This window comes from Rhodococcus sp. NPDC003322, assembly GCF_053589555.1.
In genome coordinates this window covers 367,034-382,755 of record NZ_JBSFSC010000001.1, presented here as the reverse complement: position 1 = coordinate 382,755, position 15,722 = coordinate 367,034, and the positions used below count along the sequence as shown (strand labels likewise).

Sequence of the window (15,722 nt, the reverse complement as noted above, 5' to 3'; positions counted from 1 at the left end):
GCGCAACCGCACACACGAAGGGACGGGTGAGTGCGAGGGATTCTGTCGATCGCGACCGCACTGGTCGCCGGTCTCGCTCTCGCGGGCTGCACGGCGAATCCGCCGCCTCCGGTGGAGAGCACCGACAGCCCGAAACCCACCACAACGGTCACGACGAAGAACACCGTCGTGGTCTCGATCGACGAGATCGGGCAGGGTTTCAACCCGCACCTGCTCTCCGACCAGTCGCCGGTGGGCGCGGCGGTGACGTCGATGGTGCTGCCGAGCCCGTTCCGGCCGGTCCCGAGCCCGACGGTGCCGGGCGGTACGGACTGGGTGCCGGACGAGTCGCTGCTGGTGTCCGCGGACGTGACGTCGCAGGACCCGTTCACGATCACCTACCAGCTCCGCAACGAGGCGCAGTGGTCGGACAGCGCGCCGATCGCCGCGGAGGACTTCCGGTACCTGTGGCAGCAGATGGTCAGCCAGCCCGGCGTGGTCGATCCCGCCGGATACGCGCTGATCGACGACATCGCGTCGTCGGCGGGAGGCAAGACCGTCACCGTCACGATGCGGGCCCCGTACCCGGCGTGGCGGGAACTGTTCACCGACCTGCTGCCGTCGCATCTGGTGAAGGACACCCCGGGCGGGTTCGCGCGCGGCCTGTCCGAGAACATCCCGGTTTCCGGTGCGCAGTTCCACATCAAGAGCGTCGACCGGGGACGCGACGAGATCCTGCTCGAACGCAACGACCGGTTCTGGGGCCGGCCCGCCACCCCCGATCAGATCCTGATGCGGCGCGGCGGCTCGAACGCGCAGCTCACCGACTCGATCCGGGCCGGTGACGCGCAGGTGGTGCAGGTGCGTGGCGCGGGCTCCCTGCAGTGGCAGCTCGCGGCGGTTCCGGGCGTGCGGTCCGGGACCACTTTCCAGCCGCGGGTGCTGGACCTGACATTCAACGGCCGCACCCCGGCCGTCGCGGACCAGCGGGTGCGCCGGGGCCTGCTCGGCCTCCTGAACACCGACCTGCTCGCGTCCGTCGGAACCCCGTCGGGTGCGAATGCGACGGTCGCCCGGGCGCAGGTGCTGGCACCGTCGGCGCCCGGCTACGTGCCGACCGCGCCCCCCGCCCCCACCCGTGAGCAGGCTCTGGGCCTGCTCGCCGAGGCGGGATGGGTACTGGCACCGGCCGATCCGGAGGCGCCGGCACGGCTGGTCCGCGACGGCGTCCCGCTGACGCTGACGATCGGCGCGACCCAGGGAGACGACACCGCGATCGCGGTCGCGAACACCGCGGCCGACCAGCTACGTGGTGCGGGGGCGCAGGTCACCGTCACGACGATGCGGGCCGAGGAACTGTACGGTCGCGCGCTGGTCGACGAGCGGGTGGACGCGGTGGTCGGCTGGGCGCGCGCGGGCGCGGACCCGGCGACGGCGCTGGCGTCCCGATACGGTTGCCCGCCGCCGGCGGCGCCGGAAGCGGTCGAGGAATCCGACGAGGCGAGTGGTGCGGAGCCCGGGGTGACGGCCTCGGAGACTCCGGACACGTCGGTCGCCGAGGCGCCCGCTCCGACCACTGGGGAGGAGGCCGGCGACACCACCGAAGTGGTGCCGAATCCGGCTGCGCCGAGCAATGTTTCGGGATTGTGCGACCCGGGCCTGCAGCAGGGGATCGACGACGCGCTGCGTGGCGTCGGCGACGTCGGGCAGCTGATCGCCCACGCCGAGCCCCGGCTGTGGGAGCTGGCCGCGGTGCTGCCGGTGCTGCAGGACACGACGGTGGTTGCCGCCGGGCCCGACGTGGAAGGGGTCTCGCTCACCGGGGCGATCGAGGTCGGCATCTTCAGCGATGCCGCGGACTGGTCGAGGAAGCAGAACTGATGACGGACGAACGGCCGCGACTGCTGCTGGTGCACGCCCACCCCGACGACGAGACCCTCACGACCGGCGGCACGATCGCCCGGTACGCCGCCGAGGGTGCCGAGGTGACCGTGGTGACGTGCACGCTGGGCGAGGAGGGCGAGGTGATCGGCGACGCCTGGGCGGAGCTGGTCGCCGACCGCGCCGACCAGCTCGGCGGGTTCCGGATCCTCGAGCTGACGACCGCGCTCGGCCGGCTCGGGGTGGCGCAGCCCCGGTTCCTCGGCGGCGCGGGACGCTGGCGGGACTCCGGCATGGCCGGTACCCCGGCGGCGGCGAATCCGCGGGCCTTCGTGAACGCGGACCGTGCCGAGGTGGTCGACGCACTCGTCGCGGTGATCCGCGAGCGGCGTCCGCAGGTCGTGATCTGCTACGACCCGCGGGGTGGCTACGGGCACCCGGACCACATCCGGGTGCACGAGGTGGTCACCGCCGCCGTCGAGGCCGCCGCGTCGCCGGAGGGCACCGCGGCCGGTGAACCGTGGAACGTGGCCAAGCTGTACTGGACTGTCACCGAGGCGACCTCGCTGACCGAGGGGCTCGAGTGCATCACCGAGATCCCGGAGTCCTGGCGGCTCCCGGAGCCGGGTGAGCTGCCCTGCGTGCCGGACGAGCAGGTGACGACCGTCGTCGACGTCCGCGCCCAGCTGGCGGCGAAGGTGGCTGCCTTCGAGGCGCACGCCACGCAGGTGACGGTGTCGCCGACGGGTACCGAGTTCGCGCTGTCGAACAACATCGTGCAGCCGATTCCGGTGGACGAGCACTACGTGCTGGCGCGCGGCGTGCTCGGCGAGGTCGGTGCCGACGGTCGCGAGCACGACCTGTTCTCCGGCGTGTGATCGTCCGGTTCGCGGGTTAGGCTGAGGTCGGTTTTCCGCAGTGTGTGAGCTTCACCCACGAAGGGACACGAACCGATGGCGCTGCACCGGGTCGGCGATCGCGCCGATATCGTAAACGACATCTACTCGACGCCACTCAGTGAGGCAGTTCTCCCGAAATATCAAATGCCGCAAGGATCCTCGGATCCCCGGATCGCCTATGCGCTGATTCACGGCGAACTGGCTCTCGACGGCAACTCCTCGCAGAATCTCGCGACGTTCTGCTCGACGTGGTCCGAGGACGAGGTGCACCGGCTGATGAACGAGTGCCTCGACAAGAACATGATCGACAAGGACGAGTACCCGCAGACCGCGGAGATCGAGTCCCGGTGCGTGCACATGCTCGCCGACCTGTGGAACTCGCCGGACGGGCGCACAACCGTCGGATGCTCGACGACGGGCTCCAGCGAGGCCGCGATGCTCGGTGGTCTGGCGCTCAAGTGGCGGTGGCGGGAGCGGCGCCGAGCCGAGGGCAGGGCGACCGACCGGCCGAACCTGGTGTGTGGTCCGGTGCAGGTGTGCTGGGAGAAGTTTGCCCGCTACTTCGACGTCGAACTGCGGCAGGTGCCTCTGGAGGAGGGCGCCACCGGGATGCGTCCGAATCAGCTGCGGGACTACGTGGACGAGAACACGATCGGCGTCGTCGCGATCCTCGGTGTCACCTACACCTGCGACTACGAGCCGGTCGCGGAGATAGCCGCCGCGCTCGACGCGATCGAGGCCGAGCACGGCTGGGACATCCCGGTGCACGTCGATGCCGCGAGTGGCGGCTTCATCGCGCCGTTCGTTCAGCCGGAACTGGTGTGGGACTTCAGGATCGATCGGGTGGCGTCGATCAATTCGTCCGGCCACAAGTACGGTCTGGCACCGCTCGGCGTCGGGTGGGCCGTGTGGCGCAGCGCCGAACTGCTGCCGGAGGACCTGGTGTTCCGGGTCAGCTACCTCGGCGGCGACATGCCGACGTTCGCGCTGAACTTCTCCCGTCCGGGCGGTGAGATCGTCGCGCAGTACTACCTGATGTTGCGGCTCGGCAGGGAGGGCTATCGCCGGATCCAGCAGGCATGCTCGGACACCGCCCAATACCTCGCCGGCCGGATCCGGGGGATGGGGCCGTTCACCATCCTCTACGACGGCACGGGTGGCCTGCCCGCGGTCTCGTACACGCTCACCGATCCGGCGACCGCCGGGTTCTCGCTCTACGACCTGAGTGACGCGTTGCGGCTGCGGGGGTGGCAGGTGCCGTCCTACCCACTGCCGCCGCACCGGGAGGAAACCGTGATCCAGCGTGTGCTGGTGCGGCACGGCGTCTCTCGTGACGAGATCGCGTTGCTCGCCGGCGACATCGAGGCGGCGATCGCGCGGCTGCGTGACGGCACCCCGGACGACAGCGAGCGGACCGGCTTCCATCACTGACCGCGAACGCGTGACCCGCGGCGCCCGCCGCGCCTAGGCTGTGATCCACGTCATGGTTTCCGGGGTGGGGCTGGAGGTACGGGTGTGAACTGGAGCGTGCAGAACCAGATCGTCGCGTTCGTCGACTCGTTGCGGCCGAACTCGCAGATGCACCACGAGATGTACATGAACGCGCTCTACGGGTTCGTGGACATGCAATCGCACCTGCTGACAATGCTCGGGTACCCGCCGGTGCCCTGACGCCGGGTGCCCGGCGCCTACGATCTTCAGTCATGACCGTCGGCCCCGTCTCCGCCTCGCCCGTCGCCGGACGCGGCATCCTCGACCGCTTCATTCTCGTGCTGCTGGTCTTCGACGGGTTCCTGACCGCGATCCTGGCGGTGCTGTTCCTGCCCGCTCGGCTGGGCTCGGCGCCGTTCCCGGTGAGCGTGCTGGCGGCGGCGGTGGTGAACGTACTGCTGGTTCTCGGCGCTCGGACGGTGACCGACCGGCCCGGCCGGTACGCGCTTCCGCTCGCGGGGTGGTTCGTGGGGTTCCTGGTGTGCATGGTCGGCGGACCCGGTGGCGACTCGCTGCTGATCGCCGACTGGCGATCGCTGTTGCTGCTCGTCGGCGGTCTGGTTCCGCCGATGGTGCTGCTGTTCAAGTGGGGCGCCGACGCGGCGGTCGCGCGCGGGCAGGCGGCCCGCGCCCGCTGACCCACGGTCGCCCGACCGGATTCGCGATTGTTCCTCCGCACCTCGGGGGTGCCTGCTAGCGTGCCGCCGACATCGGGACGAGGAGGGCACACGTGGGGACAAGGTGGTTGGCCGGTCGCGGGATCACACGGGCGGCGACGATCGCCGTGTGCGCGCTCGGCGCGATGGCGGGTACGGCGCAGGCGGCCCCCGTGCCCGCCGGACTGACGGAGGTGCTCTTCGTCGGCAACAACTGGGAGGGCACCGCGGATGTCGTCCAGTCGACCGGCGCCTACTCGAAACTCGGTCGCGTCAACATGATCCCGGACAAGCAGGAGCGCCTGAACGAGATCTACGCCAACCCGATCAAGCTGGGGTACTTCCTCGGAATCCGGGAACTCGTCGGCGAGGGACACGACCAGTACGTCGACGACATGTACACCACCCCGGACGGAACCGCGGTCGTCGCGTCCCGCCCCAGTTTCGCCGACGTCGTCTCGATCGATCTCACGACCGGGAAGATCAACTGGCGTTTTCCGGTGTCCGGCTACCGAGCCGATCACATGGCGGTGTCCCCGGACGGCACCCAGGTGGCGGTGTCGGCGTCGACGAGCAATACCGTCCACGTGCTCGACATCCGCACCGGGCAGCAGATCGGATCGTTCCGGACCGGTGACAAGCCGCACGAGAACGTCTACACCGATGGCGGACGGTACCTGTGGAACATGGCGATCGGAGACGTCAACACCGCAACCGACGCGCCGGAGCAGGACGACACCAAGGGTGACCGCAAGATCACCGTTGTCGACACCGCGACCTGGCAGGTCGTGAAGGTGATCGACATGCGCGACCGGCTCGACGCGTTCGGCCGCGACGACCTCTCCGACTCGGTGCGCCCGGTGGCGTTCAGCCCCGACGAGGGCACCCTGTACTTCCAGGTGTCGTTCTTCAACGGTTTCGTCGAGTACGACGTCGCCTCCGACAAGATCACCCGGATCAAGGAACTACCCAAGAACCCGGCCACCAACCCCGACCGCACCACCTGGGTGAACGACTCCCGCCACCACGGCATGTCGATCAATCCCGACGGCAGCAGGCTGTGCATCGCCGGGACGATGGACGACTACGTGACGACCGTCGACACCGCGACACTGCAGGAGTCCCCGACGGTCCCGGCAGGCAAGCCGTACTGGGCGACGGTGAACGGCGACGGCACGCACTGCGTCATCTCCGAGAGCGCGAACGACACGATCAGTGCGATCGACTTCGCGACCGGGCAGAAGGTGGCGACGGTGGAGGTCGGGGACCATCCGCAGCGGGTGCGCCTCGGGCATGTCCCGGCAGGCTGGACGGGTACTCCCGGACCGGACCCCGAGGGCGGCGGCTCCCTGGACGGGCTGGGCAGCAGCGGCTCCTAGGGGAGCAGTCCGGCCGCGCGCCCGGCGTCGCGCAGGACCTCCTCGAGCATCGCCGGGGTCAGCCGGCCGGTGAAGGTGTTCTGCTGGCTGACGTGATAGCAGCCGAACAGGTGCAGGGGGCGTTCCCCGGCGAGCTCGACGTGCGCGCCGTGCCCGAACTTCGGGCGCGGTCGTGGCACCGTCCACCCGCCCGCGGTGAGGGCGGGAAGTAGTGCCTGCCAGCCGAATCCGCCGAGTACGACCACTGACCGCACCGTTGGGGTCAGGAGTCGTAGTTCCTCGTCGAGCCACCGGCGGCAGGTGTCGCGTTCGGCGGGGGTCGGCTTGTTGTCCGGTGGAGCGCAGTGCACCGGGGCGGTGATCCTGGTGCCGCGCAACACGAGTCCGTCGTCTCGCCGAACGGCGGTCGGCTGGTTCGCCAGTCCGACGGCGTGCAGCGCCGCATACAGCACGTCCCCGCTGCGGTCGCCGGTGAACATCCGCCCGGTGCGGTTCGCGCCGTGCGCGGCCGGGGCCAGTCCGACGATCAGCAGTGCGGCGTCCGCCGGGCCGAATCCGGGAACGGGTCGCCCCCAGTATGTTTCGTCGCGGAACGCGGCACGCTTCTCGGCGGCGGCTTTCTCCCGCCAGGCGACCAGTCGCGGACAGCGTCTGCAGTCGACGAGTTCGGCGTCCATCGCGGCGAGGGGCCCCTGGGCTTCCACGGGTCCGACGCTACCCGGGGGTGCTCAGCAGGGGGGAGTGCCGGGCAGTGTCGGGTCGAGTGCCCTGCGGACGAGGAAGAGCGCCGCCCCGTCGTCGAGGAGGCCGGTGGACGAAGGTACGCCGGGGAGGACCCTGGAGTGTGAGATCGCGAGGTTCGGGTTGCCGCAGGCGTCCTGAACCGTCGTCTGTTGGACGGACCTTTCGGTCCCGGGAGCCGGATTCAGGAACGAGCTCTCGAACGGCAGGATGCGATCGTCTTTCGTCGATGCGATGACGGTGTACTCGATCCCCGGGAGCGTCTCCGGTCCGGCATTGAGTTCGGCCAGGAATCGTGACCCCGGAGTCTGCTCCTGGATGGCGATCGCGTGGCCCAGGAGCGTGCCTGCGGCCGGAATGTTCCCCCAGGAAGTGGTTCCGTGGTTGCTGGGTCCGAGCGTGACCAGCGTGTGCACCACGTTGTTCGCGGGGTTCGCCGGGTCGGCTCCGCCCTCGGCGAGGAGGTAGCGTCGGGCCATCGTGCCGCCCTGGGAATGCCCGACCACATCGACCTGCGCGGAGCCGGTCTCCTCCCGCACTGCGTCGATGAACCGGGCGAGCTCCTTGGCCGACTCCACCATCGAGCCGAAACCCCACCCGCTCGGTCCCGGGATGCCGGCGATCCACATCGACGGTGCGTATCCGTAGTTCAACGCGAAGACGCAGTAGCCGTCGGCTCGGAGCGACTGGACGAGCGGTCCGGGCAGGTTCGGATTCTCCAGGTTGCCCCAGGTCTCCTGCATCGGTACACCGGTGCCGTGCACGAGCACGACCGGCCGGGGATGTCGCGGCGACGGCGTGCAGTCCTCGTTCGCGCCCGGCAGGTTTCCCTGCGCTTGCTTCGGCCCGAGGGCGCGGCCCGGGGCCGCGGCGGTCGCCGAGGGGACGATCGTGGTACCGACGACGAACGTTGCGATGGCCGCGACGGTCGTCGCGGCCACGCGGAGTCGGTATGTCACGCGAGTGCTCCTGAGAAGTGATCGTGAAACGGTGCCGCCGTCATCTTTAGCAGTCCTAATGACTAGGTGCCAGAGGGAGCGGTGTTTCGTCGATCACTCTTCATCGCCCGCGGTCGCGGCTCAGCCGGCGAGGTGGGCGTGGACTCGGGAGGTGGGCGTGGACTTGCGCCTTACGGTCCCAGCCGTCGCCCGCGCCGGGGCGACCGCCAGGATGCCGCTACCTTCGATGAGTCCGACGCCACCCGGGCGGCGCTCAGCAGGGGGGAGTGCCGGGCAGTGTCGGGTCGAGCGCCTGGCGGACGAGGAATTGGGGGACCGAATGGTCGAGCAGTCCGACCGAGTTGCCCAGACCGGGAGGGAAGTACCTGGCGTGTGAGACCGCCAGGTCGGGGTCGCCGCACACCTCCTGAACCGTCATCTGGTGGACGGATTGTTCGGTGCCCGGAGCGGGAATGAGAAACGAACTCTCGTAAGGGAAGACTCGGTCGTCCTTCGTCGTCGCGATGACGGTGTACTCGATCCCGGGGAGTGTCTCCGGCGCGGCATTGAGCTCGGTGAGGAATTCCGAGCCCGGCGTCTGCTGCTGACCGGCGATCGAGGCACCCGCACGCTTGGCGTCGGCCGGATTGTCGGCCCAGAAGGTCGTGCCGTGGTTGCTCGGCCCGAGCATGACCAAGGTGTGCACCTTGTTGTTCGCGGGATTCGCCGGGTCGGCCCCGCCCTCGGCGAGCAGGTACCGGCGGGTCAGGGGCCCGGCCTGGGAGTGCCCGACGACATCGACCTGTGTGGAGCCGGTCCGCTCGCGCACCCTGTCGATGAAGTCGGCCAGGTCCTTCGCCGACTCGGTGATCGAGCCGTGCCCCCACCCGCTGGGTCCGGGGATGCCGGCGACCCACGTCGAAGTGGCGTAGCCGTAGTTCAACGCGTAGAGGCAGTACCCGTCCGCGCGAAGCGCTTCGACCAGCGGTCCAGGCAGGCTCGGATCGTGCACGTTGCCCCAGGTCTTCTGCATCCTCAGCGCGGTGCCGTGGACGAGAACGACCGGGCGCGGATGCTCCGGAGACGGCGTGCAGTCCTCGTTCACTCCCGGCAGTACGCCCTGTTCGTGGGGTTGGCTCATCACGGACCCCGTGACGTTCTTGAACGACTCGACGAACTCCGTTGTGGATGACCCCGTCGAGGACTGGGCGGAGACCGTCGCCGTGGGGACGATGGCGATACCGAGGGCGACGACCGCGACAGCCGCGATGCCAGTTGTGGTGGACCGTAGCCGGTTGGTCACGCGAATACTCCTGAGAACGATCGAGGATGGCGGAATGGTGCAGGGGCCATCTCTATCAGCCTCTGGCAGTTCCGCGCGGCAGAATCCGGCGAACCGGTCGCTCGCGGTCTCGGTGTCACCGTTCGCGGCGCGGAACTCCGGTGCTGTTGGTCCAGATGTCTCCTGCCCCCGGCGTCACCGTCTCGATCAGTGTCCACGCCCGCTCGGCGGACATGTCCAGGACGTCGTAGTGCCCGGCGCCTGCCGGGGTCGCCGCGACCACGGTGGCCACGCCTGCACGTCGCTGGAAGAACGTCTGCCGCACCGTCCACCCCACGATCCCGTTCGCCTCCAAGGCGTGCCTGCTCCGGTCGAGCGATCCGTGACGGGTGACGAGCCACCCCGGCGGCGTGGCGTGGCCGAGTCCTCGGTACCGGTCGTGGGCGAGTCCGGCCGCGGCGACTGCGAGCACCGCGAGCACCGTCCACACCGGCCATCCGATCGGGGCGCCGGCCGCGGCCGCCACCCCGGCCACGGCGGCGAGCGCGGCCACCGGGACCAGCGCCCGGGTGTGGCGGCGGCGGCGGGCGGCCGCACCGTGCCGAGTCAACGGGACCGTCGCCGTCGCCGGTCCCGTGCCGCGCAGCACGAGGGCCTCCATCCGCTCGGCCTCACCGCGCGGGGCCTGCGGCAGCAGCATCGAGGAGTGCTGTTGCCCGGCGGAAATGCCGGTCATCACCGCGTCGAGGCGGGCTGCGCCGGCCAGGCGCAGCAGGAGGGGCTCGCGGAGGCTGGTACCGCGCAGGCGCGCGCGATCGAGGGTGGTCTGCCGGGTGCGGAGCAGTCCGTGGCTGACGTGCAGCACGTGCCCGTCGTCGGTCACCCGCAGGTCACCGAATGCCAGCAGATAGCGGACGCAGGCGAGCGCACTGGCCACCGCGAGCAGCGCGACGAGTCCGATCGTCACCACGGTGACGACACCGAATCCGCGCAGCCAGTTCAAGCCGTTCTCGACCGTGTCGGAGGTGGTGAGGCGCTCACTGAAGCCGTACTGGAACACGACGCCCGCGGCGGCACCGACGGTGAGCACGCCGGTGGTCGACAGTGGTGCGTAGCGCACCCACGACGGCGACCAGTGCGCGATCTCGACCGTCGGGGCGGGCGCCGCGGTCGCCTCGTCCTGGGCGGCGGCGGCCGCCGGGTCCGGGTGCCGGGCGAGCAGCAGTGCCTCACGCAGCGCCGGAACCAGCCGGGCGTCGAGGGCGTTGAGTTCGAACCGGGTCGAATCGCCTGCCCGCTCGGCTCGTTGCCCGGTGCCGATCCGGACCACGGACAGGCCCAGGATCCGGTGCAGCAGACCGGCTTCCACGTCCACCGAGCGGATCCGGTTGCGCGGGACGGAGAGCAGCTTCTTCTGGAACACCCCGGTCCGTAGCTGCACGTGCACCGGGCCGATCCGGTAGCTGGTGGTCAGCCAGCGTGCGATCGCGTACGCCACCAGCACCGTCAGGGCGATCAGCCCCCACGCATGGTTTCCGCTCTGACTGCCGACGACCACCGAGGCCAGCAGTACAGGAAGGAGCTTGACCGCCTCGTTGACGGGATGCACCAGCAGCATCCGCTTGTCCAACCGCAGCCAGGGCTGATCCTGCTCGGCGGCCAGCGCCTCGGGACCCGAGTCCTCCGGCGGCGCGGTGCCAGGGGCAGGAGGCATCGGGAGTGCGCCGGTCACGTCGCGTCTCCCGCGTTGCGGCCCGCGATCTCGGTGAGCCGGGTGACGGTCGCGTCGGCGACGGGAGAGTCGAGCGCAGTGATCGTCACCGCACCCGCCGACGACGCCGTGGTCACCGTCACCGTCGCCAGTCCCAGCATGCGGTCGATCGGCCCGCGCTCGGTGTCGACGGTCTGGATCCGTGAGATCGGCGCGATGCGGCGTTCCTGGGTGAACCAGCCGGTCCGTGTGTACACGGCGGTGTCGCTGATCTCCCAGCGGTGCACCCGGTAACGCCATCCGGGGACGATCGTCACGTGCACCAGCGCGGCGGCCGCCGTCACCAGGAACACGACGATGTGCGGCCATGTCGTCCACTCCCGGGCCACGAATCCCCACACCACCTGCGCCACGAAGACCGGAATCCAGATCAGGACCGCATTGACCGCCCACAGCAGCGGCGCCCGTCGCGACGGCCGCCACTGCGGGTCGGACATGGTGACGAGGGAGGTCGGGGGAGTGCTCACCCCTTCACCCTGCCCCACCGGGCGGCGCGGCGCGGCGCCCGGCCGGGCGTGTCCGCCGAACCCGTGCACGGGGTGGGAAGTGGCCTAGCCTGGAATCAGCGGCGGAAGGAGCGTGGCGTGGAACGAACCGAGAACCCCATGTTCGACGGCGAGATGACGGACGCGGACCGTGCTGGTCAGGCGGACCCCGTCCTGCCGGAGGACGAACGCGAGCACTCGCCGGACCTCGAGACCGTCGGCACCAAGGAGGTCAACGTGGCCGACGCGGTCGAGCAGGCGCGCGACGTACCCGACGACGAGGAGTACCCCCGCTAGCGGACAACCTGCTGTGGCGCATGTCTCCGGAGATGGCGCATGATCGACGGCGTGACTGTTGACGACCACGCCTCTCCCACGATGTTGCCTGCCCCGACCATGCCGGCCTCGATCCCGCCGGCGTCGCGGGAATTGCCGGCACCGCCGGCGTCGCGGGAATTGCCGGCACCGCCGGCGTCGCGGGAATTGCCGGCACCGCCGGCGTCGGCGATGCGGCGCGCGCTCCGTCGGGCCCGGGACGGCGCAACCCTCAACGTCGACGAGGCGACCGTCCTGCTGCACGCGCGTGGTGCCGATCTCGAGGACCTGTGCACCTCGGCGGCCCGGGTCCGTGACGCCGGACTCGAGGCGGCGGGCAGGCCGAAGACGGTCAGCTACTCGCGCAAGGTGTTCATCCCGCTGACGAGGCTGTGCCGCGACAAGTGCCACTACTGCACCTTCGTCACCGTGCCCGGCAAGCTGCGGGCCGAGGGACACGGGATGTACCTGGATCCGGACGAGGTGCTCGACATCGCCCGCCGCGGCGCCGAACTCGGCTGCAAGGAGGCGCTGTTCACCCTCGGTGACCGGCCCGAGGAGCGGTGGCCGGAAGCGCGGGAGTGGCTCGAGTCCCGCGGCTACGACTCCACGCTCGACTACGTCCGGGCGATGTCGATCCGGGTGCTCGAGGAGACCGGCCTGCTGCCGCACCTGAACCCGGGCGTGATGAGCTGGGAGGAACTCTCGAGGCTCAAGCCCGTCGCGCCGTCGATGGGGATGATGCTCGAGACGACGTCGACCCGGCTGTTCACCGAGAAGGGGCAGTGCCACCACGGCAGCCCCGACAAGGATCCGGCGGTGCGGTTGCGGACCCTGACGGACGCGGGCCGGCTGTCGGTGCCGTTCACCACCGGTCTGCTCGTCGGGATCGGCGAGACGATGACCGAGCGGGCCGAGACGATCATGGCGATCCGCAAGTCGCACAAGGCGTTCGGTCACGTCCAAGAGGTGATCGTGCAGAACTTCCTGGCCAAGGACGACACCGCGATGCGGGACACGCCCGATGCCGGGATCGAGGAGTTCCGAGCCGCGATCGCGGTTTCCCGTCTGGTGCTCGGCCCGGCGATGCGGATCCAGTCGCCGCCGAACCTGGTCTCCGGTGACGAGTGCCTGGCGCTGATCGCGTCCGGTGTCGACGACTGGGGCGGTGTCTCACCCCTGACCCCGGACCACGTCAACCCGGAACGGCCGTGGCCGAACCTCGACACGCTCGCCGCGATCACCGCGGAGGCCGGATACACGCTCGTCGAACGAACCGCCGCGCAGCCGCAGTACGTCCTCGCCGGGTCCCCGTGGATCGACCCGCGAATCGCCGGGCACGTGCAGGCGCTCGCCGACCCCGACACCGGCATGGCCCGCGCGGACGCGATCCCGACCGGCCTGCCGTGGCAGGAGCCGGACGAGATGTGGGAGTCGAGCGGCCGGATCGACCTGAACACCGGGATCGACACCGACGGCCGCAACACCGAGACCCGCAGCGACCTGGGCAGCGCGTTCGGAGACTGGGAGACCGTCCGTGAGCAGGTGCTCTCGCTCAGCGCGCCGCAGAAGGTGGACTCGGACGTGCTGACGGCCCTGCGCAACGCCGAACACGACCCGGCGGGCTGCTCCGACGACGACTACCGCGCGTTGGCGACCGCCGACGGCGCCGGGCTCGAGGCGCTGGTCGCACTCGCCGACAACCTGCGCCGCGACACCGTGGGCGACGACGTCACCTACGTGGTGAACCGGAACATCAACTTCACCAACATCTGCTACACCGGCTGCCGGTTCTGCGCGTTCGCGCAGCGCAAGGGCGACGCGGACGCGTTCACGCTGTCGGCGAAGGAGGTCGCGGACCGGGCGTGGGAGGCGCATGTCGCCGGCGCCACCGAGGTGTGCATGCAGGGCGGCATCGACCCGGAACTGCCGGTCACCGGATACGCCGACCTGGTGCGCGCGGTCAAGGCGCGGGTGCCGTCGATGCACGTGCACGCGTTCAGCCCGATGGAGATCGTCAACGGCGCCTCCCGCGGCGGGCAGTCGGTGCGGGACTGGCTGACCGAACTGCGTGCCGCCGGCCTGGACACCATCCCCGGCACCGCCGCCGAGATCCTCGACGACGAGGTGCGCTGGGTGCTGACCAAGGGCAAGCTCCCGACGAGCACGTGGATCGACGTGGTCACCACCGCCCACGAGGTGGGCCTGCGGTCCAGTTCGACGATGATGTACGGGCACGTCGACCAGCCGCACCACTGGGTCGGGCACCTGAACGTGCTCCGCGGAATCCAGGACCGCACCGGAGGATTCACCGAGTTCGTGCTGCTGCCGTTCGTGCACCAGTCGTCCCCGCTGTACCTGGCCGGGGCGTCCCGGCCGGGACCGACGATGCGCGACAACCGTGCCGCGCACGCCCTCGCCCGGGTGATGCTGCACGGCCGCATCCCCAACATCCAGACCAGCTGGGTCAAGCTGGGCATCGAGGGCACCCAGGCGATGCTGCAGGGCGGCGCCAACGATCTCGGCGGCACCCTGATGGAGGAGACGATCTCCCGGATGGCCGGCTCGCAGCACGGCTCGGAGAAGACCGTCGCCGAGCTGCGGGCGATCGCCGAGGGCATCGGCCGGCCGGCCCGGGAGCGTACGACCGGATACGCGGCGACAACCGGTGACGGGGTGAGGGCGGTGGTGTCATGAGCGAGAGCGATCCGATCGGGGATGCCCGCGTCGTCGCAGTGCTGGACCGGGCGGCGTGGGGTGTGAACCCGGTGCTGGATCTGGCGTCGGCGGACCCGTTCGGGATCAAGGCCCGTACTTTCGTCCCGCCCGCTCCGGGCGGCGGACCCGTCGACCGCGTGCTCGACGGGGTGGCCTGGCTGCTCGACTTCGCGGAGGTGCCCGGAACCGCGTCGTGGGAACGCGCCGGTGACGAACGGCGGGCCCGGTGGTGGCTGACCCGGCTCGGGCTCCTCAACACCGTCGTCGTGGCGTTTCCCGGTGTGCTCGGCCCGGTCGCCAAGAAGCTGCCTCTGCAGGACCTGCTCGGCTTCGCGAATCAGACGCTGGTGCTGATCGCGGTGGCCCGGGAGCTCGGCGTCACCGACCGGACGGCGCAGGTGGATCTGCTGGCCTCGGTGCTCTGCAACCGGGAGATCGACGCCAGGACCCTGCTGTCGCGGGAGGAGCAGGACCGGCCCGAGGAGTCCCGGGGCTGGCGACCCCTCGCGGCGCTGGGTGGCATGTGGTCGACCGCGCGGGTGCTGCGGGCGATCCCCGACGAACTGCACAAGCGTCCGCAGCCGTCGCGGCCGTGGCGCGCCCTCGGGAACCTGCCCCTCGTCGGTGCGCTCGCGGACTACCTGGGCGAGCGTGGCGCCCTGTTCGACGCCGCGGTCCAGGGCAAACGGTGGGTCGACGGGCACACCGTGCGAACCGCGGTCGCGGGTAGCGGAGCACGGGGAACGACCACCGTCTGAGGGCACCCTAAGCCGGTGCTCGTCTCCGGCAGGGGTGATACTGGTAACCCTGGTGCGCGACGTGCGCCCGGTAAGAGGTCCGTGTCAGAAAGGCAGCGGCAGTGCCCTACATGATTGCAGAACCGTGCGTGGATGTGCTCGACAAGGCGTGCATCGAAGAGTGCCCCGTCGACTGTATTTACGAGGGTGGCCGCATGCTCTACATCCACCCCGACGAGTGCGTGGACTGCGGCGCCTGTGAGCCGGTCTGCCCGGTCGAGGCGATCTTCTACGAGGACGATGTCCCGGACCAGTGGAACGGCTACGTCTCCGCGAACGTCGACTTCTTCGTCGAACTCGGTTCGCCCGGCGGTGCCGCCAAGCTCGGCAAGGTCGACTACGACCCGCCGTTCATCAAGGCGCTGCCGCCCATGGGCGAGCACTGAGGTC

The 15,722-nt window shown here is 70.2% G+C and carries 15 protein-coding genes; 10 read left to right on the top strand and 5 right to left on the bottom strand.

Annotation, left to right across the window (positions count from 1 at the left end; translation table 11 throughout):
* Positions 1–30 precede the first annotated feature (30 nt).
* The 6 genes from ACWDUM_RS01805 to ACWDUM_RS01780 all read left to right on the top strand — a co-directional run bounded on the left by ACWDUM_RS01805 (position 31) and on the right by ACWDUM_RS01780 (position 6,285).
* Positions 31–1,860 (top strand): ABC transporter family substrate-binding protein, encoded by a 1,830-nt coding sequence (locus tag ACWDUM_RS01805; RefSeq protein WP_450132656.1) that lies wholly within the window; start codon positions 31–33, stop codon positions 1,858–1,860.
* A complete protein-coding gene (gene mshB / locus ACWDUM_RS01800; protein WP_450132655.1) occupies positions 1,860–2,738 on the top strand; it encodes an N-acetyl-1-D-myo-inositol-2-amino-2-deoxy-alpha-D-glucopyranoside deacetylase in 879 nt (292 codons plus the stop codon). The genes ACWDUM_RS01805 and mshB overlap by 1 nt, the downstream gene beginning before the upstream one ends.
* Before the next feature lie 75 nt (positions 2,739–2,813).
* On the top strand, positions 2,814–4,190 hold the full coding sequence (locus ACWDUM_RS01795) for a glutamate decarboxylase (RefSeq protein WP_450132654.1): 1,377 nt from the start codon (positions 2,814–2,816) through the stop codon (positions 4,188–4,190).
* 84 nt (positions 4,191–4,274) lie between these two features.
* Positions 4,275–4,430, top strand: a complete 156-nt coding sequence (locus tag ACWDUM_RS01790) for a hypothetical protein (protein ID WP_450112964.1) — start codon at positions 4,275–4,277, stop codon at positions 4,428–4,430.
* Between the two features lie 32 nt (positions 4,431–4,462).
* On the top strand, positions 4,463–4,888 hold the full coding sequence (locus ACWDUM_RS01785) for a hypothetical protein (protein ID WP_450132653.1): 426 nt from the start codon (positions 4,463–4,465) through the stop codon (positions 4,886–4,888).
* A gap of 92 nt (positions 4,889–4,980) precedes the next feature.
* Positions 4,981–6,285: a YncE family protein gene (locus ACWDUM_RS01780; protein ID WP_450132652.1), complete on the top strand. Its 1,305-nt coding sequence runs from the start codon at positions 4,981–4,983 to the stop codon at positions 6,283–6,285.
* Here the strand turns inward: ACWDUM_RS01780 and ACWDUM_RS01775 are convergent.
* From ACWDUM_RS01775 to ACWDUM_RS01755, 5 genes are all read right to left on the bottom strand, one after another.
* Positions 6,282–6,962 (bottom strand): uracil-DNA glycosylase, encoded by a 681-nt coding sequence (locus tag ACWDUM_RS01775; RefSeq protein ID WP_450133312.1) that lies wholly within the window; start codon positions 6,960–6,962, stop codon positions 6,282–6,284. The genes ACWDUM_RS01780 and ACWDUM_RS01775 overlap by 4 nt on opposite strands.
* 51 nt (positions 6,963–7,013) lie before the next feature.
* On the bottom strand, positions 7,014–7,985 hold the full coding sequence (locus ACWDUM_RS01770) for an esterase/lipase family protein (protein ID WP_450132651.1): 972 nt from the start codon (positions 7,983–7,985) through the stop codon (positions 7,014–7,016).
* Between the two features lie 253 nt (positions 7,986–8,238).
* Positions 8,239–9,267 (bottom strand): esterase/lipase family protein, encoded by a 1,029-nt coding sequence (locus ACWDUM_RS01765; RefSeq protein ID WP_450132650.1) that lies wholly within the window; start codon positions 9,265–9,267, stop codon positions 8,239–8,241.
* Between the two features lie 115 nt (positions 9,268–9,382).
* Positions 9,383–10,960 carry a PH domain-containing protein gene (locus tag ACWDUM_RS01760; RefSeq protein ID WP_450133311.1) on the bottom strand — a complete coding sequence of 526 codons (1,578 nt, stop codon included), beginning with the start codon at positions 10,958–10,960 and terminating at the stop codon, positions 9,383–9,385.
* Positions 10,961–10,974: 14 nt separating this feature from the next.
* Positions 10,975–11,454 (bottom strand): PH domain-containing protein, encoded by a 480-nt coding sequence (locus tag ACWDUM_RS01755; protein ID WP_450133310.1) that lies wholly within the window; start codon positions 11,452–11,454, stop codon positions 10,975–10,977.
* Between the two features lie 147 nt (positions 11,455–11,601).
* Between ACWDUM_RS01755 and ACWDUM_RS01750 the strand changes: the two genes are divergently transcribed.
* The 4 genes from ACWDUM_RS01750 to fdxA all read left to right on the top strand — a co-directional run bounded on the left by ACWDUM_RS01750 (position 11,602) and on the right by fdxA (position 15,718).
* The gene (locus ACWDUM_RS01750; protein ID WP_450112969.1) at positions 11,602–11,799 is read left to right on the top strand and encodes a hypothetical protein; all 198 of its coding nucleotides are present in this window, start codon (positions 11,602–11,604) and stop codon (positions 11,797–11,799) included.
* A gap of 99 nt (positions 11,800–11,898) precedes the next feature.
* Positions 11,899–14,514 carry a bifunctional FO biosynthesis protein CofGH gene (locus ACWDUM_RS01745; RefSeq protein WP_450133309.1) on the top strand — a complete coding sequence of 872 codons (2,616 nt, stop codon included), beginning with the start codon at positions 11,899–11,901 and terminating at the stop codon, positions 14,512–14,514.
* On the top strand, positions 14,511–15,293 hold the full coding sequence (locus tag ACWDUM_RS01740) for a hypothetical protein (protein WP_450132649.1): 783 nt from the start codon (positions 14,511–14,513) through the stop codon (positions 15,291–15,293). Before ACWDUM_RS01745 ends, ACWDUM_RS01740 begins: the two co-directional genes overlap by 4 nt.
* 101 nt (positions 15,294–15,394) lie before the next feature.
* Positions 15,395–15,718, top strand: coding sequence for a ferredoxin (gene fdxA / locus ACWDUM_RS01735; protein ID WP_450132648.1), 324 nt, complete (start codon positions 15,395–15,397; stop codon positions 15,716–15,718).
* Positions 15,719–15,722: the final 4 nt, after the last annotated feature.

Excerpts from the sequence above, each read along its gene's own strand:
- mshB (WP_450132655.1), top strand. The coding sequence starts at position 1,860 with ATGACGGACGAACGGCCGCGACTGCTGCTGGTGCACGCCCACCCCGAC.
- ACWDUM_RS01795 (WP_450132654.1), top strand. The coding sequence starts at position 2,814 with ATGGCGCTGCACCGGGTCGGCGATCGCGCCGATATCGTAAACGACATC.
- ACWDUM_RS01785 (WP_450132653.1), top strand. The coding sequence starts at position 4,463 with ATGACCGTCGGCCCCGTCTCCGCCTCGCCCGTCGCCGGACGCGGCATC.
- ACWDUM_RS01775 (WP_450133312.1), bottom strand. The coding sequence starts at position 6,962 with ATGGACGCCGAACTCGTCGACTGCAGACGCTGTCCGCGACTGGTCGCC.
- ACWDUM_RS01760 (WP_450133311.1), bottom strand. The coding sequence starts at position 10,960 with ATGCCTCCTGCCCCTGGCACCGCGCCGCCGGAGGACTCGGGTCCCGAG.
- ACWDUM_RS01755 (WP_450133310.1), bottom strand. The coding sequence starts at position 11,454 with ATGTCCGACCCGCAGTGGCGGCCGTCGCGACGGGCGCCGCTGCTGTGG.
- ACWDUM_RS01745 (WP_450133309.1), top strand. The coding sequence starts at position 11,899 with ATGCCGGCCTCGATCCCGCCGGCGTCGCGGGAATTGCCGGCACCGCCG.
- ACWDUM_RS01740 (WP_450132649.1), top strand. The coding sequence starts at position 14,511 with ATGAGCGAGAGCGATCCGATCGGGGATGCCCGCGTCGTCGCAGTGCTG.